This window comes from Pseudomonas sp. NFPP28, from assembly GCF_900115535.1.
GTDB classification, from domain to species: Bacteria; Pseudomonadota; Gammaproteobacteria; order Pseudomonadales; family Pseudomonadaceae; genus Aquipseudomonas; species Aquipseudomonas extremorientalis.
This window is the reverse complement of the sequence record NZ_FOWT01000010.1, coordinates 173,643-194,940: the sequence shown is the minus strand read 5'-3', so window position 1 is coordinate 194,940 and position 21,298 is coordinate 173,643. Positions and strand designations below refer to the sequence as shown.

The 21,298-nt window shown below is 54.0% G+C and carries 15 protein-coding genes and 1 pseudogene; 11 read left to right on the top strand and 5 right to left on the bottom strand.

Annotated features, from left to right (window positions below; all coding sequences use genetic code 11):
- Positions 1 to 72: 72 nt before the first annotated feature.
- A pseudogene (gene hrpB / locus BM110_RS24995) lies at positions 73 to 2,202 on the bottom strand (ATP-dependent helicase HrpB); the annotation flags it as partial.
- On the opposite strand from hrpB, the gene BM110_RS24990 reads away from it, so the two are divergent.
- The 5 genes from BM110_RS24990 (at position 2,131) to BM110_RS24970 (ending at position 9,990) form a co-directional block, all read left to right on the top strand.
- Complete coding sequence (locus BM110_RS24990) at positions 2,131 to 4,563, top strand: hypothetical protein (RefSeq protein WP_256575460.1); 2,433 nt, start codon at positions 2,131 to 2,133, stop codon at positions 4,561 to 4,563. The pseudogene hrpB and the gene BM110_RS24990 sit on opposite strands and share 72 nt — an antisense overlap.
- Positions 4,550 to 6,646, top strand: coding sequence for a site-specific recombinase (locus tag BM110_RS24985; protein ID WP_093514353.1), 2,097 nt, complete (start codon positions 4,550 to 4,552; stop codon positions 6,644 to 6,646). The genes BM110_RS24990 and BM110_RS24985 overlap by 14 nt, the downstream gene beginning before the upstream one ends.
- Positions 6,633 to 7,241, top strand: a complete 609-nt coding sequence (locus BM110_RS24980; protein ID WP_093514352.1) for a hypothetical protein — start codon at positions 6,633 to 6,635, stop codon at positions 7,239 to 7,241. Before BM110_RS24985 ends, BM110_RS24980 begins: the two co-directional genes overlap by 14 nt.
- Positions 7,234 to 8,640, top strand: a complete 1,407-nt coding sequence (locus BM110_RS24975) for a tyrosine-type recombinase/integrase (protein ID WP_093514351.1) — start codon at positions 7,234 to 7,236, stop codon at positions 8,638 to 8,640. Before BM110_RS24980 ends, BM110_RS24975 begins: the two co-directional genes overlap by 8 nt.
- Positions 8,641 to 9,159: 519 nt before the next feature.
- A complete protein-coding gene (locus BM110_RS24970) occupies positions 9,160 to 9,990 on the top strand; it encodes a hypothetical protein (RefSeq protein ID WP_093514350.1) in 831 nt (276 codons plus the stop codon).
- A gap of 482 nt (positions 9,991 to 10,472) precedes the next feature.
- Here the strand turns inward: BM110_RS24970 and BM110_RS24965 are convergent, their stop codons facing one another.
- Positions 10,473 to 11,492: a hypothetical protein gene (locus BM110_RS24965; RefSeq protein WP_093514349.1), complete on the bottom strand. Its 1,020-nt coding sequence runs from the start codon at positions 11,490 to 11,492 to the stop codon at positions 10,473 to 10,475.
- Between the two features lie 435 nt (positions 11,493 to 11,927).
- Between BM110_RS24965 and BM110_RS24960 the strand changes: the two genes are divergently transcribed.
- The 3 genes from BM110_RS24960 (at position 11,928) to BM110_RS24950 (ending at position 14,064) form a co-directional block, all read left to right on the top strand.
- Positions 11,928 to 12,197, top strand: a complete 270-nt coding sequence (locus tag BM110_RS24960; RefSeq protein WP_093514348.1) for a hypothetical protein — start codon at positions 11,928 to 11,930, stop codon at positions 12,195 to 12,197.
- Positions 12,198 to 12,203: 6 nt separating this feature from the next.
- On the top strand, positions 12,204 to 13,580 hold the full coding sequence (locus BM110_RS24955; protein ID WP_218189517.1) for a hypothetical protein: 1,377 nt from the start codon (positions 12,204 to 12,206) through the stop codon (positions 13,578 to 13,580).
- A gap of 298 nt (positions 13,581 to 13,878) precedes the next feature.
- The gene (locus BM110_RS24950) at positions 13,879 to 14,064 is read left to right on the top strand and encodes a hypothetical protein (protein WP_093514346.1); all 186 of its coding nucleotides are present in this window, start codon (positions 13,879 to 13,881) and stop codon (positions 14,062 to 14,064) included.
- Positions 14,065 to 14,079: 15 nt separating this feature from the next.
- Here BM110_RS24950 and BM110_RS29640 read toward each other — a convergent pair whose 3' ends face one another.
- The gene (locus BM110_RS29640; RefSeq protein WP_175538867.1) at positions 14,080 to 14,304 is read right to left on the bottom strand and encodes an LSm family protein; all 225 of its coding nucleotides are present in this window, start codon (positions 14,302 to 14,304) and stop codon (positions 14,080 to 14,082) included.
- Positions 14,305 to 14,552: 248 nt separating this feature from the next.
- Positions 14,553 to 16,712, bottom strand: coding sequence for an SEC-C metal-binding domain-containing protein (locus BM110_RS30035; RefSeq protein ID WP_093514344.1), 2,160 nt, complete (start codon positions 16,710 to 16,712; stop codon positions 14,553 to 14,555).
- 225 nt (positions 16,713 to 16,937) lie between these two features.
- Here BM110_RS30035 and BM110_RS29440 point away from each other — a divergent pair, with 225 nt between their 5' ends.
- From BM110_RS29440 to BM110_RS29435, 3 genes are all read left to right on the top strand, one after another.
- Positions 16,938 to 17,288 carry a hypothetical protein gene (locus tag BM110_RS29440; RefSeq protein WP_139220346.1) on the top strand — a complete coding sequence of 117 codons (351 nt, stop codon included), beginning with the start codon at positions 16,938 to 16,940 and terminating at the stop codon, positions 17,286 to 17,288.
- A 325-nt stretch (positions 17,289 to 17,613) separates the two neighbouring features.
- Positions 17,614 to 18,369 carry a hypothetical protein gene (locus BM110_RS24930; RefSeq protein ID WP_139220345.1) on the top strand — a complete coding sequence of 252 codons (756 nt, stop codon included), beginning with the start codon at positions 17,614 to 17,616 and terminating at the stop codon, positions 18,367 to 18,369.
- 341 nt (positions 18,370 to 18,710) lie between these two features.
- Complete coding sequence (locus BM110_RS29435) at positions 18,711 to 19,484, top strand: hypothetical protein (RefSeq protein ID WP_139220344.1); 774 nt, start codon at positions 18,711 to 18,713, stop codon at positions 19,482 to 19,484.
- A gap of 263 nt (positions 19,485 to 19,747) precedes the next feature.
- Here BM110_RS29435 and BM110_RS24920 read toward each other — a convergent pair whose 3' ends face one another.
- On the bottom strand, positions 19,748 to 21,289 hold the full coding sequence (locus BM110_RS24920) for an LA2681 family HEPN domain-containing protein (RefSeq protein WP_093514340.1): 1,542 nt from the start codon (positions 21,287 to 21,289) through the stop codon (positions 19,748 to 19,750).
- Positions 21,290 to 21,298 lie beyond the last annotated feature (9 nt).

Here is a 21,298-nt window from a genome sequence, read left to right as displayed (position 1 = left end):
CCAGCCAATACCTCTCTAGCTGACAGACCGCTATCGGGGGCAAGCCCCCTCCCACATTTGGACCCTGTGGTGTTATGACTTGCGGGGTTTGATCCGCGCTGTTGCCTCGGCCACCAACGGATCATCCGGCCAGTAATGCTTGGGATAGCGCCCCTTCAGATCCTTCTTCACCTCGGCGTAGGTGCTGCGCCAGAAGTTCGCCAGATCCTGGGTGACCTGCACCGGCCGTCGCGCCGGGGACAGCAGGTGCAGCTTCACCACCTGGCGCCCACCGGCAATGCGCGGGGTGTCGGCCAGCCCGAACAACTCCTGCAAGCGCACCGCGAGGATCGGTGGCTGTTCGCTGTAGTCCAGCCGCACCGACGAGCCCGACGGCACTTTCACATGCTGCGGCGCCAGTTCATCGAGACGCTGGGGCAGCGGCCACGGCAGCAGGTTGTGCAGGAAACTGGAGATATCCAGGTTGGCAAAATGGCTCAGGCGCGACACTTTGCCCAGGTAGGGCATCAGCCAGTGTTCGAGGCTGGCGAGCAAGGCACTGTCGCTGATATCCGGCCATTCACTGGTTTTGCCGGCGTCAAGGTGACGCAGCAGCATGACGCGGGCCTGCCATTGGCGCAGTTCCGGCGTCCACGGCAGCAGTTCCAGGCCTTTGCGACGCACCAGGTTGACCAGTGCCTGACTGCGCGCGGACTCATCGAGGCCGGTGAGGGGTTCGCGGCTGAGCACTAACTCACCAACTTTGCGTTGGCGCTCGGCGCGCAGCACGCCTTCACGCTCGTCCCAGTCGAGTTGATCGACGCTGCGCACTTGTTCGGCAAGCACCGTGTCGAACAGCGCCGGGTCAAAATCCGCCGCCAGGTAGATGCGCTCTTCACGCTGGCCCTGGCGGCTGCCCAGGTCGGCGATGACCAGCCAGGGTTGTTTCATCAGGCTATCGGCCTCGGCGAACAGCGCCGCGCGGCCGTTGGCCAGGCGGTACTCGGCACCGCCTGGGCGACGTTGCTGGGCAACGCGGTCCGGGTAGGCCAGTGCCAGCAAGGCGCCGAGCCAGCGCGGATGATCGGGGTCGGCCACTGCTTGAGTCGCCTGCCCTCTTAAATAGCCGCGGTATTGCCGGGCCAACTGCCTGGCCCGTTGCACGCCGCCTTGCGTACCGCGCGAGCGCTCTTCACCGGACAGCAGCGCCAAGCGACTGTGCAAGTCCGCACCGCTGCCGCGCAAGATATCGCGCTCGCCCAACAGCGCGGCGACATCGCACGCGGTGCTTGCCAGCCCCAGGTCCTGCCCGCGCAACAGCAGATGGGCGATACGCGGGTGGGCCGGCAGTTCGGCCATTTTCTGGCCGTGGGCGGTGAGTGTGTCGTCATTCAACGCACCGAGGCGCACCAGCAAATCCTGGGCCTGGGCATACGCGGCGGTCGGCGGCACATCCAGCCACACCAATTGATTGGGTGTAACGCCCCAGCGCGCCAGCTGCAGGGCTAGGCCCGCCAGGTCGGCGGCGAGGATTTCCGCACTGCCGTAGGCGGCCAGGCCTTCATGCTGGTCTTCGGACCACAGGCGATAACACACGCCCGGCTCAAGGCGCCCTGCCCGACCAGCGCGCTGGGTGGCGCTGGCGCGGGAGATGCGCTGGGTGTCGAGGCGAGTCATGCCGCTGCCCGGGTCGAAACGCGGTACGCGTGCCAGCCCGGCATCGATCACCACGCGCACGCCGTTGATGGTGAGGCTGGTCTCGGCAATGTTGGTCGCCAGCACGACTTTGCGTTTACCGGCGGGCGCCGGGTCGATGGCGGCGCGTTGAGCGTTGAGGTCCAACTCGCCATGCAGCGGACACAACAGCACATCGGGGCGCTCGCCGAGGACGTCGGCCAGTTGCTGGTGGACCCGACGAATTTCTGCCTGCCCTGGCAGAAAGACCAGCACGCTGCCGGTTTCGTCGTGCAGGGCTTCGAGGATGGTTTGCACCGCCTGCGGTTCGATGAATTCACCGGGCTGATAAGGGCGGCCCCAGCGCATCTGCACCGGGAACATGCGGCCTTCACTGCGCAGGATCGGCGCGTCATCCAGCAGGCTGGCCAGACGCTCGCCTTCCAGAGTGGCGGACATCAGCAGGATCTTCAGCGGTTGCTCATCGCGAAACAGTTCGCGGCCGTTGAGGCTCAGGGCCAGCGCCAGGTCGGCGTCGAGGCTGCGCTCGGAGAGTTTGCTGATTTGCGATGTTGTCAGATAATTATGAAAGCCCTATTCTTTTGGAATACAACAGTCTTCGCAGGTCAAAAAAACGTGACAATCATCAAAAGCAAAGCCTACATGCCCAACTACCCGCAGCAGGCCATTGATGAAGACCTCGCATGCAAGCTGCTGATGGCTCCAGACGTCAACCAAAACCAAAAATGGGGCGCCCTTCAGCTTTTGGACTGTCATTGCCACTGCTTAGGCGAGCGACTGACTCTCGATAACCTTCAGGTGGAAAAGCTTCTCTGGTTGGTGGAGAGCTTCTTCGGAAGCCTCCATCTTGGGGATGTGGCCCTTCTAACGCCGGCAGTAATTCGAGGCCGATCAATTGCCGTGGCTCAGATGATTTCAGGCCTAGTGGGTCTGGTTCCTGGCCTGCACCCAGTCACGCATCTTCGCCACCGGCAGCCGCACTACAACCAGGTATGGTGCGATAGCAAGCACAAGCTAGACCCAGAAATCGTCTCATTCTGGAGTGGATGGAAGGTTAAGGGCAAAAAAGGAAAACCTGTCTATCTCAAGCTGATCGGCCTGTACCACTCGCATGGCCCCGAGTTCACCAAAGCTTTCCACGAAGCAATTAGACGCGACTCTTTGAAGCACGCAAAAGTATCGAGCAGTCTGATCAACTTGCTCGCTAACTTCATAACCGAGCAAAGCTATCGATTCCCTTCTGCCGCCTTCCAATCATCTGAAATGATGGAAGATTTTTTTGAAGCGTTTTTCTGGCATTACCAAGAAACCGCTTGGCAACGTACAGAAAATGCAGACCTAAACGCCCGTACCTTCAGAACTATGCGCAATTTGATTATCAGGTGCTTTCTAAAGACTGGTACTTGGTCAGCTGTTGAAGAAGCAATCGTTACGCCGAGTGGAAAGAGTCGTCCTGGGTCAGAGCTCAATATCAGAAAAAACAAAGATGGCATTGAGATCAAAGATAAGCTTCTGACCGAAGTACCTGTGCATGTCACGGATATACGGGCAATTGACCTGCTCTACGGGGAGATCACCAGTGATCTTTCATGCATTAGGAAATGGGGGTTATCGGAAGCGTTGGCGATACGTAAGGCTCAACGAAGCCGAGTCAGAGATGCTCAGGATGGAACTGTCTTGGAACGGGTAGAGCGCAGCCCAAAGAACCAGCTCGAATTCAATACGCTAGGTTTCTCCAATATCTGTCGCACCTTCGAAGAAGAAGGGATGTGTATAACCACCGATGCGCGCGTTCGTTATGGATGCCAGCTCCAGGCCTTAGCGCTCAAACTCGGACTGCCAATGACGACCAGCTTATTTGCATTCCAGTGTCTACTCACTCTTTACCACCCTGAAATTACAACGACCTTTATGGACGACTTGGTAATCTGGGACGGCTCCCGAAGGGTATCGTTCTTGAAAACTGACAAGGGCTATCTACTTGTTGGTTTCAAAGATCGGCGCGGGAGCAAGAATTCGGAGCAGAAAATTCTGCTGCACCCAAAAGCGGCTGCGTTGGTTCGTATTGTTGAGCAAATTACAGAACCTCTTCGACAGTTCCTCAAGAAACAAGGCGATCCTAACTGGCAAAGACTCTTCCTCACTTGCGGGACAAGTTTCAACTACCCAATCCCCGCTAATAGCAACATATTGAATCGTACGGCAGTGCAGAAAAATGCGTCCAGACGGGAATTGTTCATTGAACGGCTTTCACCTCACACCATAAAAAGAGGGGAAGACTTGGTGGATTTCATCGAGAAGCTCTCAATTAGCAGGGTTAGAGCCCAGGCAGCTGTTGCCGACTATATACAAAACCACAGCCTGCCCAGACTAGCCAGAAAGCTTGGCCACGCCCACATGAATCGAGACCTGCTGGATTCCTATCTGCCCACCGCGATCTACGATTTCTTCGCGACCCGGTATGTACGTATCTTCCAGAAGGGCATCATCTGCGAAGCCATGAAAGGCAGTAAATACCTGCTCCGCGCCTCCAAGTTCGACGATTTCGACCAGCTTCACGAGTTCCTAAGCCGGTACACGCTCAAGGAGGTTCCTGAGAACCTCAAAACCAGGGAAGAAAACCTCTTGGCCGATGGGGAGGTTGTGGAGGTGGGCGTCTCCGTGTCTGCTGAAAGCATGACCGCGCTGATGTCCATCAGGAAGGCCGTCAATACCAGTAAGACGCCGCACTCTATTCGAGGGCTGGCCAGGTACTGGGCGGCGGTTTGCGATACGGTCGAGACGTACATCCTTAAAACAGGCGATAAAGTCTTACACGCTCACTTGGAAACCGCCGAAAGGAACTGCAGCCCAAGCGCCTACAAGAGGATGATCCATGCAGTATCCTGAACACCTCGCCCATTTCGCCGTCCTGTTCAAGAAGCGCGACATAGCCTACTTCATGACGGCGCCCTGGCTTGTTTCAAGTTATAGGGATCCTGTATGGAAATACAATTTTGGTTTCAAGGCCGACCAAGATCTGGACTGGCGTGTTCACCTGTACGACGGTTCCTTATTAACCGATCCGCAGCACGTCAAGCTGCTCAACTCGCTGCAAAGCTGGCTGATCGCGTCGACTGAAAATGCAGCTGGGCCTGGCTTCAGCAATAGCTGGGCCTCCCAGTCAGCCTCTTTTCGGCGAACCCTGACGGTTATCGACCACATCCTTCAAAGCGCTGAGGCCTTGGAGCTGGTCGAGCATGGCCTGAGCGCGCTTACCTATGACGTGATGTGCGACATCATCGAGCAGATCGGCACTAGCAGCTACGTTGCCGTGAGTACCTATGATTGGAACAACCGCCTCACTGACTACTGCATGTCCCTTCTCCAGACAACCAGCCCTGAGAGTATTGATAAGTGCCTGGAGGAATACCCCACCCTCGCCGACATAACACCGCTTCAGCTTGAAGAGAATGAACTGGAGATCCCCTTGGAGCTGATCCCACGTGTACGAGCCGCGCTTTATATCAATAAAATGTACCACACCAATCCAAATGGTGGGCTTAACGTAAACTCAATTCGAGTTAGCGCTCTTCTATACAAAGACACTCTCGCTGGAAAAAAACGGCTCAAGCCCCTGCATAGCATATTAGGCTTCATATGGCGTACAGATCGTTTCATTCGTGAGTTCGACGGCGTTCCGATCACCAACGGAAACCCAGACCGCATGACCAAGCGGGACTTGGTCTTGTACCGCACCGCCTTCACCTTCCTGCAAAAGATCGCAGCCCTAGATTTCAAACTTCCCAGCAAAGAAAATCTCAGGGAGATAGCCACCTACAGAGTAGCAGGGGGAGCAATGGGACGTTTCAAGAACGTCCCTACCCCAATCATCTTCAAGGCGATCAAGGATGGGGTTGAGCTGCACTTTGAACACGGCCCAAAGCTTCTCAAAAGCTATGTAAACATCGCCAAGTATTCTGTGAAACACAAGGTCAATATCACAGGCATCCCGGACGAGATTATTCTTTCGCTCCTTGAACCCTCCATCGCTGAGCTTGGTGTACAGCACCTGGGGATTTCAACTCGCTCTAGCGGAAGGGTTCCTGGCACTGAACTAAAAGAGTCCAAGGAAGTTTACTTTAGCAAGTTACGGGGCAACGCAGGCCTCCTAGAGCTCATCGGGATCTACTACGGAGCTATCCAGTTGTTGGTCGGAGCAACGATGGCGAAGCGTGGCTGTGAACTACGCGGACTTGATCCTGCCAACTGCCTCAGCGAGGACAAAAGCTGGCTGATCGCCCGCATCGCGAAGTCCAGTCGTGGACTGAAAGGCCGAAGGGCCCGGAACGCCCGCCCCATTGATCCCCTTGCAGCGGAGATGGTTCAGACGCTGATCGACTTCCAGAAGGAGCTGATCGAGATCGGCTTCATCGATCAGCACCTTCCCCTGTTCTCATCCCCAGGAATCATCGGCACAAGCTCTTTGACCCCTTGCGACGTGTACCTCTACTACAAGAACATTGACCTGTTCTGTGACTACTTTGAGGTCGAGCGTGACAGCCTGGGGCGCCGCTACTACATCCGTCAGCACCAACTGAGGCGATTCTTTGCTCTGGTCTTCCTTCATTGTGGCTACGGGGCAAGCGCGGGGATCCTCCAATGGATGTTCGGACACACTGACCCGGCGCACATCTGGAACTACATTACGGAGGAGCTGCCGGGCAAGGAGCTTCAAAACACCTTGTCGCAGGCCCTCAGCGAGCGTATGGCCACTGGTGGTGCCGCGCACTATACTGATGTGATTGACCTGATTGAGTCGAAATTCGGCACCCGAAACGTATCAGTAATGGATCCAGAAAAACTTGCAGAATACTTCGACTTCCTGACGGAAACCGACCAGATGACCATGGAGCCAATATTCTTAGAAAGTGATACCGGCTTGCGGGTAGACATCCTTGTTGTTGTGAGGAAACAAGATGAAATGGGATGAGGGCAAGGCCATTCAAACCGCCTCAATCGAGAACACGAGAAAGTTACTATTAGCGATAACTGCAAAACCCTCCAAATACCTCGACCACGCGAAAATCAGGGATGCACTTATCAGCCAATCATCCTTGGCAAAGCTTGACTTAGAAATGAATATCGAAGGTGAAACCCTTCATATATCCCCGATAAGTCTAAATACTTTTAAACAGCGAAGTGAAGAGCATATACCAGGTGGATTTTCTGCGATTGATAGCCTGCGCAAGAATGCTGTATTGGCTATCAACAAGGAAGAGCAAAAGCCGCCTACAAAAAATAACAGAACCCGAGAGGCGATATTGGAGCAGCTGGCGGAGGCCAATCTGAGCCTCGACGTGCACAAACGCTCTAACTTAATACTCCTGCAAACCTTGTCCGATGTTCGTAGCAAACTAGATGGCGTCGTAAGCGCGCAAGATGAAGTCACTCGCAAGATTCGTGCTGCGGAAATATTAAAACGCATCACAGCAATAACCAGTCTGAACCCAGAGATGTATCAAATCCCGCCTTTACAGAAGGCCTCGGTCGTATCCATCTCGACCAAGGGCAAGAAAGATGACTGACGAATTCTTAGTGGAAACGCTAGATCATGTTGATCTGTTCCAGAGATTTGCTGGGGGTAAGACGCGCAAGCATTCCTTCTATAGATTCCCGTACATGAGGTGGCCAAACAACGAGCCATGCCATATCGCCAACCTGTACTTGCTACAACTATCCAAGAAGCATGAACAAATTTCTGCCGATGGTCGAATGCAGGATAGCAAAGGTGGGACGATAGGCCAGTACGCCAGCTATATTAGCCAACTCATAAAGCGCTGCTGGCAGCACAAGATTGATCCCTACCATATAACCGACAAGTTTTTTGAAGACTTCATCGTTGAGCTTATTGAAGAGCCGAATCCGAGAAAACTAGACAAACCCAAAAGAAAAGACAGAACCACCATCAACATCGGCAGAGAGTGCCTTAAGTTTCTAACTTGGATTGGCGAGTTTCATGGCGACCCTAACTTCGTTTCTCAAAAGGGCACCATCAAATCAACCACTGAGGAAGTTATTCGCACGTTTAACAGCCGCCACAAAATCACGAATACAACATCGCACCACTCCTTTCCCTCACCTTTCCGCGAGCATACTCGAAGCCCGATTCCCGAGCACAACGTTGATAGGATGGAGCTGGCAGTACGTGACTCCAACAAGTCCGAATTTCTCAAAGCTCGGCACCTTGCATTGCTCGCCATCCTCCAACACACAGGTGCTCGACGAACAGAAATCGCATCTTTGACGACATCGGCATTACGAGATGCTCTGTTGATGAAATATCCGATGCTTAAGTTCGTAACGCTCAAACGTGGCGAGAGTTTTGTTCGTGAATTCCCGGTCAACGCCGTTGCACTAAAGGAGGTCAAAGATTACTTGGCTTTGAGACAAAAGCTGATCAAATCTCACCCAGAAAATAAAAACGACTACTTATTTATATCAGACAGAACGGCTAAGCCGATAGCTCCAGAAACCATAACCTCGATAATTTCACAAATTAGAGAAGCTGCTAGCATTGAAGAACAAGCATGTGCCCACATGTTCCGCCATGCATTCATCACCAACCTGTTCACATTGTTAATAGAGCGACACAAGTTTGAAAGCAAGGATGAGTTCGAGGCTGCACTGATTAGCGATAAGGAATTCTTGCGCGAGGTCAGAAAGTGGACAGGCCACAAAAGCATTGACTCCCTCAGAAGCTACCTGACTAAGGTATTTGAAGGAGATAAGAGCATAGGCAATGCTGCGGAAAGCGTTCACAAGACTAACACGCTCAAGCTTTACCAGAAAAAGTCCGATGCTCTTTACAACGAATTCAAGCTCAAAAAGATAACTCCCGATGAGTTTGTGCGTCAGAGTGACGAGTTGATGGAGCTGCGAGATCTCGAGTTGTCCAGGTATGATGCCAAGCCCAAGCCTTTGTGACGACTGGAGTGAGGTCGACCTTCCACTGTCACGGCGGACAGCGACCCACGTAGTGCCCCTGTTTGGGAACATTAGGGGGCAAAAATGGAGTCAATGTCCCGTATCGGGCTCATTACGCCTTACGCTTTGGGCTTGGGCTCGCCCCTCCGGGTGACGGCTCTCGTGAACCAAACCCTGGCTGCGCCCGGTTTTGGCCCTGGCGGGCTTCCATCCTCAAGCCTCTGGCCCGTCTTGGGCCGGCGCGCTCCGCTTGCGCTTTAAGGGCCGATCTCCGCGCAACACTCCAAAACATCCCCCGCGAAACCAGCCTAGTGGTGGCTCATCCACAGTCTATTGCGAAGTGGATATGCCTGACCTATGATCAGGGCCAGGCGGTGATGGTCGCCTGGCGCCTGTTTCGCGAAGCAATAGCCCATCGTTGATACACACCTCGTTTTACATCGGCATGTTCCTAACCAGACGCTGCCCGGTGAACAGGCAATCGGTAACCAAAGCGTCGATGGTTTTGGAGACATTGCTATGTCCGATTTTTCCCCTCTCAGCATCATCAAATCGCAAGCCAAGCACCACGCTCGCCAACACGACGTGAAGCTCTCTGTTGCTCAAGAAACGCTTGCCCGCCAGGCAGGGTTCGAGGAGTACCACGAGCTTACCGTTGTCGCCCAGCGAAACCCTAACGATCCTCGCTTGATGGTCACCGCCTTTGGCGTCCGCGATTACAAGGAGGCGATCCACTCGGATGATGTGTTCTCCGAGTTGGATCAGGAGCTGGAGCAAATGCTCTCCGGCGCGATGGCTGAGACCAACGCAAGTGAGTTTGGGATCGGCGAAATTGAGGTGGAGTCAGCCGCCTACAACGAGGCGACAGGGGTGCTCACATTGGGCATGTCCATCACCTACGAAGGGCAGCAGGATCCCGACCGGATTTACTACGGCAGGGCCTTCTTCCTTCAGGCGGTTGTGGAGCTGATTCGACGTGATGGCAAGTGGTCGCTCGGTGAAGACGGTGTTTCCATCACCAGTAGCGAGTCGGATGCAGATCGTGACCGCAGGACTGAATGGGAGTACATGGCGCAAGAGGCAGCCGCTGAAAACGAGAATCACCGTCCCAGCAGTACCATGGCCGAAGCGCTGGCGAGTGAGCTCCAGATATCTCTGGCCGATGCTGAGCTTCTGGCAGACGCGGAAGTTACAGTGAATGCTTCGGATGATGGGCTGCCTTACAGCTACTGGGTGGACGTAGAGCCGTATGCCGAGGGAGCTCTGCGAGCAGACCTGCTGGCCCGGTTCGGCACCTTGGAGTTTGAGCTGAACGCCAACTTCTTCGACGACATTCATCCAGACATGTAACTGGACTGAGGGTGGCTAGCAGTGGAAGCTGGCCACCTTCAACCTTGGGATCACTGAGTACGGACAAGCTCAGTTGGGGCTTGGCCTTCCGGGCACGGGTCTCGTAAACCAAACCCTGGCTACACCAGGTTTTGGCCCTGACGGGCTTCCATCCTCAAGCCTTTGGCCCATCGTGGCCGGCGCGCTCCGCTTGCAGATCATGACCAGATCTGAGTACCTCGACGTCATCCACAAAGCCTTGGCACCAAGCCTCCAGTCGTCCCCGCGCCCATCAGCGACGACCTGCCCTTCTGAAAACGCCTGAATTGCGGGCACAAAAAAACCGCCTTGAAGGGCGGTTTCTTTGACGATGTTACTTTCACAGGAGACGGTTTTAGCCGTGTCGCCGAGGTGGAGTCCTGCGCTCTTAGCTCGACCATGTGCAGTAATTATACTACTGCGCTAGCACAGTAGTCAACCATATTGGTTGACGCCAGTGAGTCTCAAGCCTGCACTGCAGCTCCTGCGTCTAGTCCTCGCTGGACTTCGAGGTCTTCAGCATAAGGCAATTCCCATTCCTGAGCCCACCTTTTTGCCAGGTTTTCGACAGTCGTCAATGTTTCCAGGGCTGCACGAGATGCCTGGAGCTGTTGGGTGAGGCGCGTGACCTCCTCCTCCAACTGGTCTGCTCTTAGCTTTTCTTGAAGGTAATCGTTATGGGGCACGTAGTTGGTGACGCCGACCGCGTGCAGCATCGAAGCCTTGAAAAGCTTTTCTTCAGGCTTGGTAAGCGCAACGGTGTACCGAACATTCCGCGATTGCGTGTTGGTACCGTAACTCAGCGGCGGCAACAATCGCTGGATCGAAACAGACTCTGTCCTACCGCACAGCACGTAGCTGGATTTACCGCTCCTTCTGTAGCGCGGCATTCTGTTCAGCGTTGCCTGGGTGATCTGAAACACCGACTTATCCCCTGGCGCGGGCTCTTGGGACGTTACAGGAGCAACCTGAACGAGATTACTCGATACCACCTTTACGACGACTGCCAAGCGGCGCTTGTACATTTCTCCCGCCAAGAGCGTATCGCTGTATCGCTTGTTGGTCTTCATGCTCGCATCGGTGCGGCCTGTGTGCTGAACAAAGCCGTAATCAACCTCCACCAGCGTGCCAGGCCGCAACAGCCGATTCACCTTCTGGTTCTTGTCCATCTTGAGGGTCTGATACAGAAACACCTCTTTGGAGACGTCCTGAGACCTCAAGAAAATCGTGAACACAGCCGGCACAGTCGCGGTAGCAGCGGTGCTGGTGACCGACACCAGTTCCCAACGATGGAACTGGGTCGTCGAGAAGCACTTGGTAACGTAGATAGGAGGCGGCGCCTTTCCTCCCTTCGGCTGAGGCAGGCCAGGTATCAGTGCCTCACGAATGTCGTCGTAGGACTCGGTGCCGAGCAGCCTGGGCACCTGATTTCCCTTAGCCTGATCGATCACTGTCTCGAAGTAGCGAACGATGATCGTCTGCATCAAAACATCCTGTCTGTTCTTGGAAAAATCCGTATTTTGGCGTGCTAAGCGCGCAAGTGGAAGGTAGACGTGGCTTTTCGCCATTGATCAACAATTCAGGATTGTGAGCAGCCTTCACTGCTAAGCGATCCTCGCAGCATATACGCAGTCAATTCATCAACACATTGACCTAGCTACTCGAGTGGATGCATCAGGGAATCGAGGTTCGCACCACACGAGGCAGGCGTGAGTATGAGACCGCCAATCAGGCCAAAACGGTCAAGGATATTCCGTCACTTGGCGCTCAGGCCGATGGAGAATTGATCAGTGAGGAGGCGGATGGCTCCCCCCTACCTCTGTCCCAAAAATTAAATCGGATTTCCTGCTCGAAGATAGATGTTGGCTTGGATGACACTGGTTTCGCAGTCAAAACCAACCAAAACACAGAGGTTATCCATGATCAAGAAGACTATCTCCATCGCCTGGGCAGCAGGTAGCGACTCCTACCACCTGCAGCAAGCTCGCAAGAATTTCTCGGAGCCCGACTACCTAAATGCTCTCGCCCAAGCCATCCAGGACGTTAAGCCAGGCACCTGCTACCGGGACGCCATGCGCCAAGCCATCACGGTGGACGAGTACACTGTCGGGGTGCTCGGCGGCCAGGAACTGGGCAAACGCACTCGAGCAATCCTCGAAGACCAACCTGCCGCCGCTCCTGCCCGGTAATCAGATATGGAAAAGATGATGAGCGACAAAGGACAAGAGAGGCTTGCCAAAGGATATCTGACTCGAAAAGATCGAGCGGTTCAAAGCATTCAAGAAATCCTAGGTCTCGACAAGCAAGCCTATCAAGACTGGCTTGAAAGCATGACCTCAGAAGCCCGCACTACCCACGACGAGGAAGTCGGACGGTACATGGAGCTTTGCACGATCATGTATGCCCTGCGCCCGCAGTGGTCGGGCCAGCTTCAACTGGCTGCGCCAGAGGTTACACCTGGGAAAGATCAGGCTAGCTTCATCGGCCCGCTGGGAAAATTTCTGGATGGAGCCATCAAGGATGGCAAGCCTCTAGCTCAATATCTGCGAGACGCAGTTGATCATATTTCCGAGCTGAACGACACAAGAAGGCGTTTCCTCGTGGAGCTACTGAATCAGCTGCGCCCACAAGAGCGGGCGAAATACGGTGACCTCCTAGCTAGCTGCGAGGCCATGTTAAGTGCTTTGCCCAACATCAAGCTTGGTGAAACCCTGGAACACCTAGATCTGTGCTGGAAATTCCGATATGAAGATATCACTGAGCTGCTGAAACATGTGCCTGTCTTCGACGCTCGAGCCGAAGCCAAATGGCGACACCAGCGGGTTACAGATAAAACCAAGGAAGCTGTTCGGCTTATCCTCAAGGATGTCCAACCCAGCAAGGACTCACTTGCTGCGAGGCTAATGTTGGCCAGCATGCTCAACCGTTATCACTGGGAATTTCTAGAGCTGGAGCGTTATGAAGAGCTCGCAGTGTCGAGCCTGTTGCGCTTGATTGAGGGTCTACAGGCAGCAGGAGTTGATCGTGTCCCAGCTGACCTCGGAGAGGAGGTTTTCAGGGCGTGGCTGATGGATCGATTTTCTGGCCCGAGCTTTGGGGAGGAGCAGGCTTGGCGCTCACTGAAGGTAATGCATTTAGACCGGGCTTACGATCAGGCAAAATGGATCATGGATTGGGAAAGAAACGACTTCATCAAGCACGAGGTCGGCGAGAGCGTGCTCCAGAACATGTGCGTCTTGATCGTGGTTTGGAGCTACTGCACTCGCGAAAAGCATGATATTCGGATTGCTGATATCAAAAACTACGACCTTGTGAATATGCGAGAGTTCCAGAGCGGAGAGCAGGTGCCACTGACCAGGATCAAGTATCAACAAAGACAATTGAACACAATGCTTCGTAGCCTTCAGCATCAAGCGCTGAATACCGAGAAGGTCTGGATCCAGAGTGAAAGCAACATGGACTTGCGCACCCACCGAATGCAGTTCATTAGGTCAAGCTTCAAAGGCAGCACCTTGAGCGAGTGGAAGGCACTATCAAAACATGCAGCTGGAATTGCTCTCTTCAGGGGTTGATTCTCAGCCAGCATCAATCATCTCTACCTAGGATTCACCGGGGTTGGCATTCAACCATGAATGCTCCCTTTTTAGCTTTAGAGTTAGCTCTCCTAAAGGCGTTGGCTTCACCGTCCACGGCATCACGTCAGGTGTTCCGCTAGGGCGTGAGATCAACTGCGGCTAGCTTTACACGCTGCCTGCGAAGGGCCTGCACAAGCGACGATTAGAGCGCAAAAAAACAAATCGGAAACCCTGCCAGTTCTGTCGAAACGCTGCTGTTTAAATACGGTTGCCCTGAAAATGGAGGGGGCAACCAATGATTAAAACTGCTCTAAAAACAATCTTGCGGGATGTGGTCGTTGCGGTCTTGAGCGCCTACATCGTTGCACTGCTGCAGGCTGGTGATCAGCCGAAATGCGACGTTGATCGACCGCCCCAGTTGATGTACGTCCAGCACCAGGAGCCGGCATATGCCGGCGACCAGGTCTTGGTGACGATATGATGGCGGACGACCGCGCTACGCGGTCGCCGGCATCTTGTCGGGGGAGATTTTGCTGCCAATGAAAAACTCGCGATTGCCACGAAGGAAATACTTGTTCGACTCCTTCTTATGACCCCCTTCCTCAGTCTGCTCCTTGCCGATGTTCATCAGCAACCCGGTGCTCATGAGGAAGGCGTTCGCAGCCGGGATCCGCTTCTCAGGCACACCGGTTTTCTTGTTGATCGTCTCGAACGAACACATGCTGTGGAACGAGTAGTTGTCTCGGTTCGCAGCGTAACCCCACGTGCCCAGGCAGCCTTTTGATCCAGCTTGCCCTGGAACGTATGTAGTTCAGCTGCTCCAATCGGATCTTTGACCCACTTGGCTTCGATCAAATACGTTTCGCTTCCGAGCTGAAAGCTACCGTCTACTCGCGAAGCTCCGCCACCCAAGCGCTTTCGAAGAGAGTCAAAGCTCCCTTGGACAGCTTGCGCCTGGGGGTAATTATGTTAGAGGCAGCACTTTTTGTACTTGAAACCGCTTCCGCAAGGACACGGGTCGTTGCGTCCATATTTCTTCGGAGCAAGTGCTCTCTCCACAGTTTTCATCGCCATACTCAGCGACGAAGACGTCTTCATTTCCCTGGTCAAATCATCCATCTCTGACGATTGCTCCCACGGGAACTCAAGCGTGATCCCGAACTGTATTTCACCCTGGAGTCCTACCGAAACTCCAAACCAGTTCGCCGTTCGTTGAACGTATTTCCGCTTCGCACAATGCAGCTCCAGGGTTCTGATGGCCGCCTCGCTAGGCGTCGGGTTGCAATGGAAACAGATTCCTGTCCCCGGCTTAGTCATCCCAAGTACGAAGTCATGTCGTCTGCCATCCATTTTTGCCATCTTGATCAACCCTTCGATGGCTTGGTGAACCGAATTACACGACTCCTCTCCCATGGACAGAAGGGAGAACCCCAGCTCTAGAATCGCTGGGGCGGGACGGCGCTCGATCTGTTCAATCAAGCGCTCGTAATACGTCCCCTTCATCTTGGTGAGGATTCCTTCAGGGACTCGCTGGCCTGGGAGCCCTTCTCGCCGCACTGTCATGGCGCTATCGAGATCCGCTGCGATTGAATCGTCCAGCATCACCATGTCGTATTTGTCATCGAGCCACAGATTGCATCGCAGATGGTAGGCAAGAGCAGTGAGCTCATGACTCATCATCAGCTTATGCGCGGACTCCACACGCATGCGGATGTAGCTCAGGAAACGCAGCGGCGTGTCCAGCATTTCAGCGAGGACATCCAGCAGGAAGACGTCCATCACAAGGGGTGGGCGAACAATTTCATCAGCAGAGAATTTGAGGTACTGACTGGCTTGAAACGCCAATGCGGGGTAATGGTCGGAGACCACGCAGAATGGATAAATCTCTTTGAGCTTCTCCGGTAGCACGACAGCTTGGCCACGATCATCTTCGAGGCGGCATTTACCGGACAGGATAGCCGTCGCACACTCAGCTCCTTGGTCGTAGGCTTTCTGAATCGCGGCTGCAAAATCAGCCTTGATGTGTCCATCGCTACCTTTGCGGGCAGCCAAGGTGAGCTTCTTCGCCTTGGCCTGAACGATGATGATCCGGTTACCGTAGATAACCAGCACATCCGCCTCTGCGACAATCCTCTTACCCTCGTACAGGTTGACGTTGGTGTGGACATTTGCCTTGCCAAAAACCGCCGCCAGGCGTCGACGAGAGAATTGCTCGGTGAAGGCACCTCGATTGTCGGATGCCTGTTGCCTGTAATCCTTATCCTGGTTCATCCAGAAGAAAGGTGACTCGTACAGCGCTTCGTAGATCGCATAGTGAGAAAACAACAACACCGACTCCCGCCCCGTCGGCAGCAGTGGGGTTGCAGCCACCTGGTTGAAGTCTCCAACCTCATTGAATTGGCCATTATCGCCGCTGAATGTTAGCGCCTTGAAAAATGCTTCAACGATGGCAAGCTCTTGGCCAGAACGTTGGGAGACCTCTGCCGCCGTGAACTCGAAGAGTTCCAGCACCGACGCTTTAGGTAGTTCCCCTGCCTTGGTGTTGCCACTCAGTCGCGTTCCGTTCGTTGCCCTGGTATCTATCAACGAACACATCGCTCTCGCGACACGTAGTGCCTGTGCGCTGGTAAACCCCATTACGCGGGCTAGCCAGTCATCATCAATGGCATGCTTCTCAACAAAGAAATCACGATACTGGAAGCTGTAGGCTGACTCGGTGCTGTAGAAAAAAGGCTCTTTCATCATCGCGCCCTGCCAAAAATCACTCATGCCCCCACCTTCCTCGGCATGTGGCACAAGCCCGCTCATCACTGGGCCGTTCATGGCGTCGTGGAGCTCACCCATCAACTCGTCAGTACGTGAGGCGTAGCTCTTAAGCGTATTTTCATCAACCTCGGTGAGATCTAGAGGCTGACGCATCATCAGCCCCATGAGCGTAGTTGTCTCATTCCGGTTGAGCCTTCTACGGTCGAATAGATGGTCAAGGTCAGAGGCCTTGTGCTCACCCTGAAACGACACAAGGTTGTCGCGATAACAGATCCCGGCCAGTGCATGAACGTAACCAGGCTGGCCCGTCAGGGCTGCCAGATCCTTAAAAACCTCAGCTTCACTTCGGCGCGTTGCATGCATTCTGGATACCCTTGATTCATGATCTATGAAGGCTTAGGACATAAGAGGTCTGCCGGCAAGTATTCCTGTTCCGCTTACCTCCGAAGGGACAACGTTGTGCAGGATCTCCCTAGCGCACGCCTGACTATCGCCGCTCAGGCCTCCCTCACCCGCCATATTGGGTTTTCAGGATTTGCGAAAACCATGCAAACCCCTCCCGATGACACAGCCAAACGCCTGTGAAAATTGCGCCTGCAATTGGTCGTGACAGCACGATCAGCAGATCAAAAAGCAAGCGAGGCCACGATGGCGAAGCAAAGAAAAAAAACTCAAAATACCCTGGTCGGAAAAAAAACTGCCGTTATACCAACTGTTGCCCTCAAAAAAGGAGGTGGGCAACTGATGAGTAAAAAAGAGCTGAAAAAAACGCTGCTGAGCCTGATCGTGGGAGTTTTGAGCGGCTACATCGTTGTGCTGCTAACGCAGTCCAACAACCTGCCGAAAACCGAACCCCAACCACAGCCCAAGCTGATCTACGCCCAGCACGAGGAGCCGGCATATGCCGGCAACCAGGTCTTGGTGACGATGTGGTGGTAAGCAAGAGCCCGATTACGCCGTCGCTGGCACCTTGTCCGATACGACTTTGGAGCCAACGAAAAACTCTCGACAGCCACGAAGGAAGTATTTGTTCGATTCCTTCTTGTGGCCGAGCGTGGGGCCGTCGACATTGTGGCGAATGTCCAAGCCGCGTTCATGATCCTGGACGGCAACATTGATGCGATCCGCCACGGCATAGCTGAGCTTGTGGCGGCCAGCGTTAGGCCCGAGTGAGTTACTTGCTCCTGGGTCAGGTGGAGGCAGCTTGACCAATCCCCCGGAAGAATCCGAAACTTCCTGCTCTCTTTAGACGACGATGGACAACATGCTTCGACTGGTCGGCAGCTCCCTCGACATTACCTCGGCCATCAATGATTTCAGGCCGTCCTACCACCAAGACTTCGCTAATGTGCAGAAGGTTGCCCAGCGTTATCTCAAAGCTGAGGCGAGCACAGGTAATGCAACACTACTCGCACAGGCGCTCTCTACAGCACTGCGTAATTGGGGGGCGTGCAAACGCAGAAGCCCAATTCTTCGCCCTGTCCCGCAAATCGAGAACGCGCTGAAGGACAAGAAACTACACGCCTGCCTGGCCAAACTGGGCCGACAAAGCCTTGAAGCATTCGACCTCAATCCCCAAGGACATCGAATTTTCGACACCGATGCCTCGCTCAAGGAAGTTGGAGTTTTCGACAAAGAGCTTCTGGATATCCTGAATACGCTGGCAGAGCTGCTGTTTTTCAACAACACCAGCGTCACGTACCCCATGAAAGCGCTGCTTCTTATCACCGGCCTGATGCCTGCACTGGATAGCCAGGTGAGGGGCGGACTGACGCGAGCGGGGAAAGCAGGCTTCACCGGACAACAGCTCTTGCCGAACAATGCTCATCAAGCGGGAGGTCGCCGAATCTGCGAGCTCCCCTTCTTCCTAGGACACTGCTGGAGCTTGAATCGGGAAGTGCTGCTGAAGGGGATTCAAGACAGCGACCACAAAGAGCTGAAAGCAACACCGGGCCGAGTCTTCGACGTTCTACTGTTCATGCAGAACCAGCCCAACCGGAATCAGATCTTCGCCATCTGATGAAGGACGGGGATGACTGTAACTTCCAGTCATCCCCTGCCCCAATCCAATCACGCCAAGAGTGTCGGGAACCCGAAGCTCATCGAGTGATCGTCCCGCATGTGCCGAGGAAGACATCCACTCAGTTCGACAACTCGATCCCCTTCTGATGCCACGAGAACCTGTTGGTGAAGCGTCAGGATAAGTCCAAAGATGGAGGTCTTGCCGGCAACACCAAACGGTAATCACCAGCCCCGCCGTTTTGCATCAGCGCTTTCCTCCGGCGGCGCCCATCCACACTGGGTATGGGTTCGAGTCGGACGCATAATCCACAAAGCACAAGTCTTCACTGGAGAAAGGTTTTGGATAGAAGTTTTTATGCTGAGATCCAGCAAATGGTTAAAGCAGCGGTAGCGGCGCTTGATAGTGCTGAAATGCCGTCATCGAAGGTAGATGCATTCGGCCCTTGTCGGGCGATTGCAGCAGCATGCCGTGATGGCGCTCACCTAGATAGCTCCATCAGAAATGATCTTGGCCCAACAAGAAAATACGAATTCGAATCGGCACTGACGGCCCTGAGTCAATTCAATATGCTATCGAACTCACCAGGAGCAAACCCAGGTATCCGAAACTGTTTAGCCAGGGTCGCCAGAATGACTGCTGAGCTTGAAGCAGAAGCTGCAGCAAAAGAACAGCCTCAGCTTGTCGATAGTCGAGCGGACTCTCCCAGTTCAGGACGTGAATCCTCCTACGTAAATCCCAACCGTATTGAGGCGATCAAAAGCTTTCCTGTCGGCAGCTTCGACTATAGGAGACTGATTCGTCTATTAGAGGAATTGAACCTCGTGTATCGAAGCGAAGCTTACATGGCCACAGCTATGCTGATCCGAGCAATCACTGATCACGTCCCGCCACTATTTGGTGTGAGGGTCTTTTCCGAAGTAGCCAGCAACTACTCTGGCACGAAATCGTTCAAAGGGCAGATGCAGAGCCTGCACAATTCGCTACGTCACGTTGCTGACAGTAATCTCCACACTCAGATTCGTAGGAATGAAGATTTGCCTACCGAGCATCAGGTGGACTTCAAAAGCCCGCTGGATGCCTTGCTGGGTGAGATAATTCGCATAACGGAGTGACCCGCTCACTGCAGAGATGTAGCCATGGGTGGGCAACGGATTCGCTAACCCCTCTTGCTAGAAGGTCGTAAAGGCTGACTAGGTTCCTGCCTGCCAGCTTTTTGCCTGAATCTGGAGCCCGCCTCTTCGCGGGCTCCACTTCGCTTACGTCTTGGGAAAGTACACGACCTGCCGTGCTTCTCATTACGACTGGGAGCTTTTTTGCGAGGTGGTCTAAACAACGCGACGCAAATTGGATGTTCCGACTGCTCAGTAGCAAGGAATCAGAACTCCTCCTCCCCACCACGAATCCAGTGGTGATCAGGAACGATCAGGGTTCCGATAATGCCATCGGTTTGCTTTCTCAGGATTTCCTCGTGCTGAGAAATTGCCAGTGCGAGCATCTGGATTGCAGATCTCGCGACCCGAAGGGCACGCAGGGCCTCATCGATAAAATCTGAGCGGTTTAGATGCTCGATTTCAGGAGCTTGCCTCGCTTGCGAGGGATCCCCAAGGTCATGAAGCACTACGAATCGGTGCGTACCCGAATTCCGCAGATCCTTCTGTGAGCGGAGAATTCCATCTATGCCGTCATAGTCTTCTGCCAGCTCGGCCAGGCCGTACATTGCGTATACGCCTGCGCGAATCAGTGCCTCTACTTTTTTTGTGAGCGGAGTACCTGTTTTCTTGTCTGCGGAATCTCTCCACAGCCTCCCGAAACAGACCTTGTTGGGAGCTAATCCCAGCTCGAAATAGTAGTTTGCCGTTACGGCTACCTTGTCAAGCAGGTCAAGGGCTGTTCGATGCGCCAGTATGAGAGCCGAGGTATCAGGGCCGTACATTGCATAATCAAGAGTGTCTGCAAACTGTCCTGTCTTCGGCCAAACGCTTTCATCACTTGCTCGCCATGCTAAATCTCGGGCTAGCAGAAAATCGCTCTTCAGCATATTGAACATGGCAAACAATGGCGGTGGGCTGCCACCTATTTCTGGCTCACGCTCGAGAATACCTGGAAGGGTAAGCCAATCGAGCTTACCCAAGGATGGATCGACGAGTTCGACAGCTGGAGCAAGTGTAAGACGCTCCTCTTCCACCCATCTGATGAATGGATTGGTGTGATGAGATCGCGATGGCGGATCGCTTAACTCACTGGCGAGTGCTTCAACCTTGGCCGCTACGCTTGCCCCGGCGTACTGGACAATTCGCTCCTTATTTCGAAGTGCCTGCCTGGCTAGCATCACGGCTTCCATGTGCGTTAGCTCTGAGCAGCCTCCACGTTTAAAAAGCCACATTAGATCCAATGCCGCGCAGAACGCGGCGACGCCGTTCGTTGGATCAACCTTTAGAGCGGAAAGGCGTGCGTCATGAGCCTCAGAAAGCCGGTAGGTTTTTGCGAACAAATTAGCGATGTTCGTCCAAGCCTGTGTGCGTAATTCCAAATCGGCATCTACGTCTTGCACAACCCTCCAATAGCATCGCCGGGCTTCGGCTCTGTAGGCACGGGTTCGTTCCTGATGATCTAACCAACCGGAGTCATCGCCCCCAAATTTTGCGGCTTCCACGAGCGCGTTTGCTAGGTTGTAAGTGACATCAGCTGTCGGATATAGACCATGAAGCTCGCGGTACAGCTCAAGCCCCTCCTCAATGGCGTCTTGTTGTCCAACCGAGGCGCCGGCATTCACCAAAGTAGCTGCGCGCAGGGACATCCAATTAGCGCGATCACGCCCGTCTAGATCAATTTCACGAGCTTTTTGCAATGCAAGCCTGGGATCAGTATCCACCAAGGAACTGAGGTGTGATGAGAGCTTCGAAAATACGCTCAACATGTCTGGTAC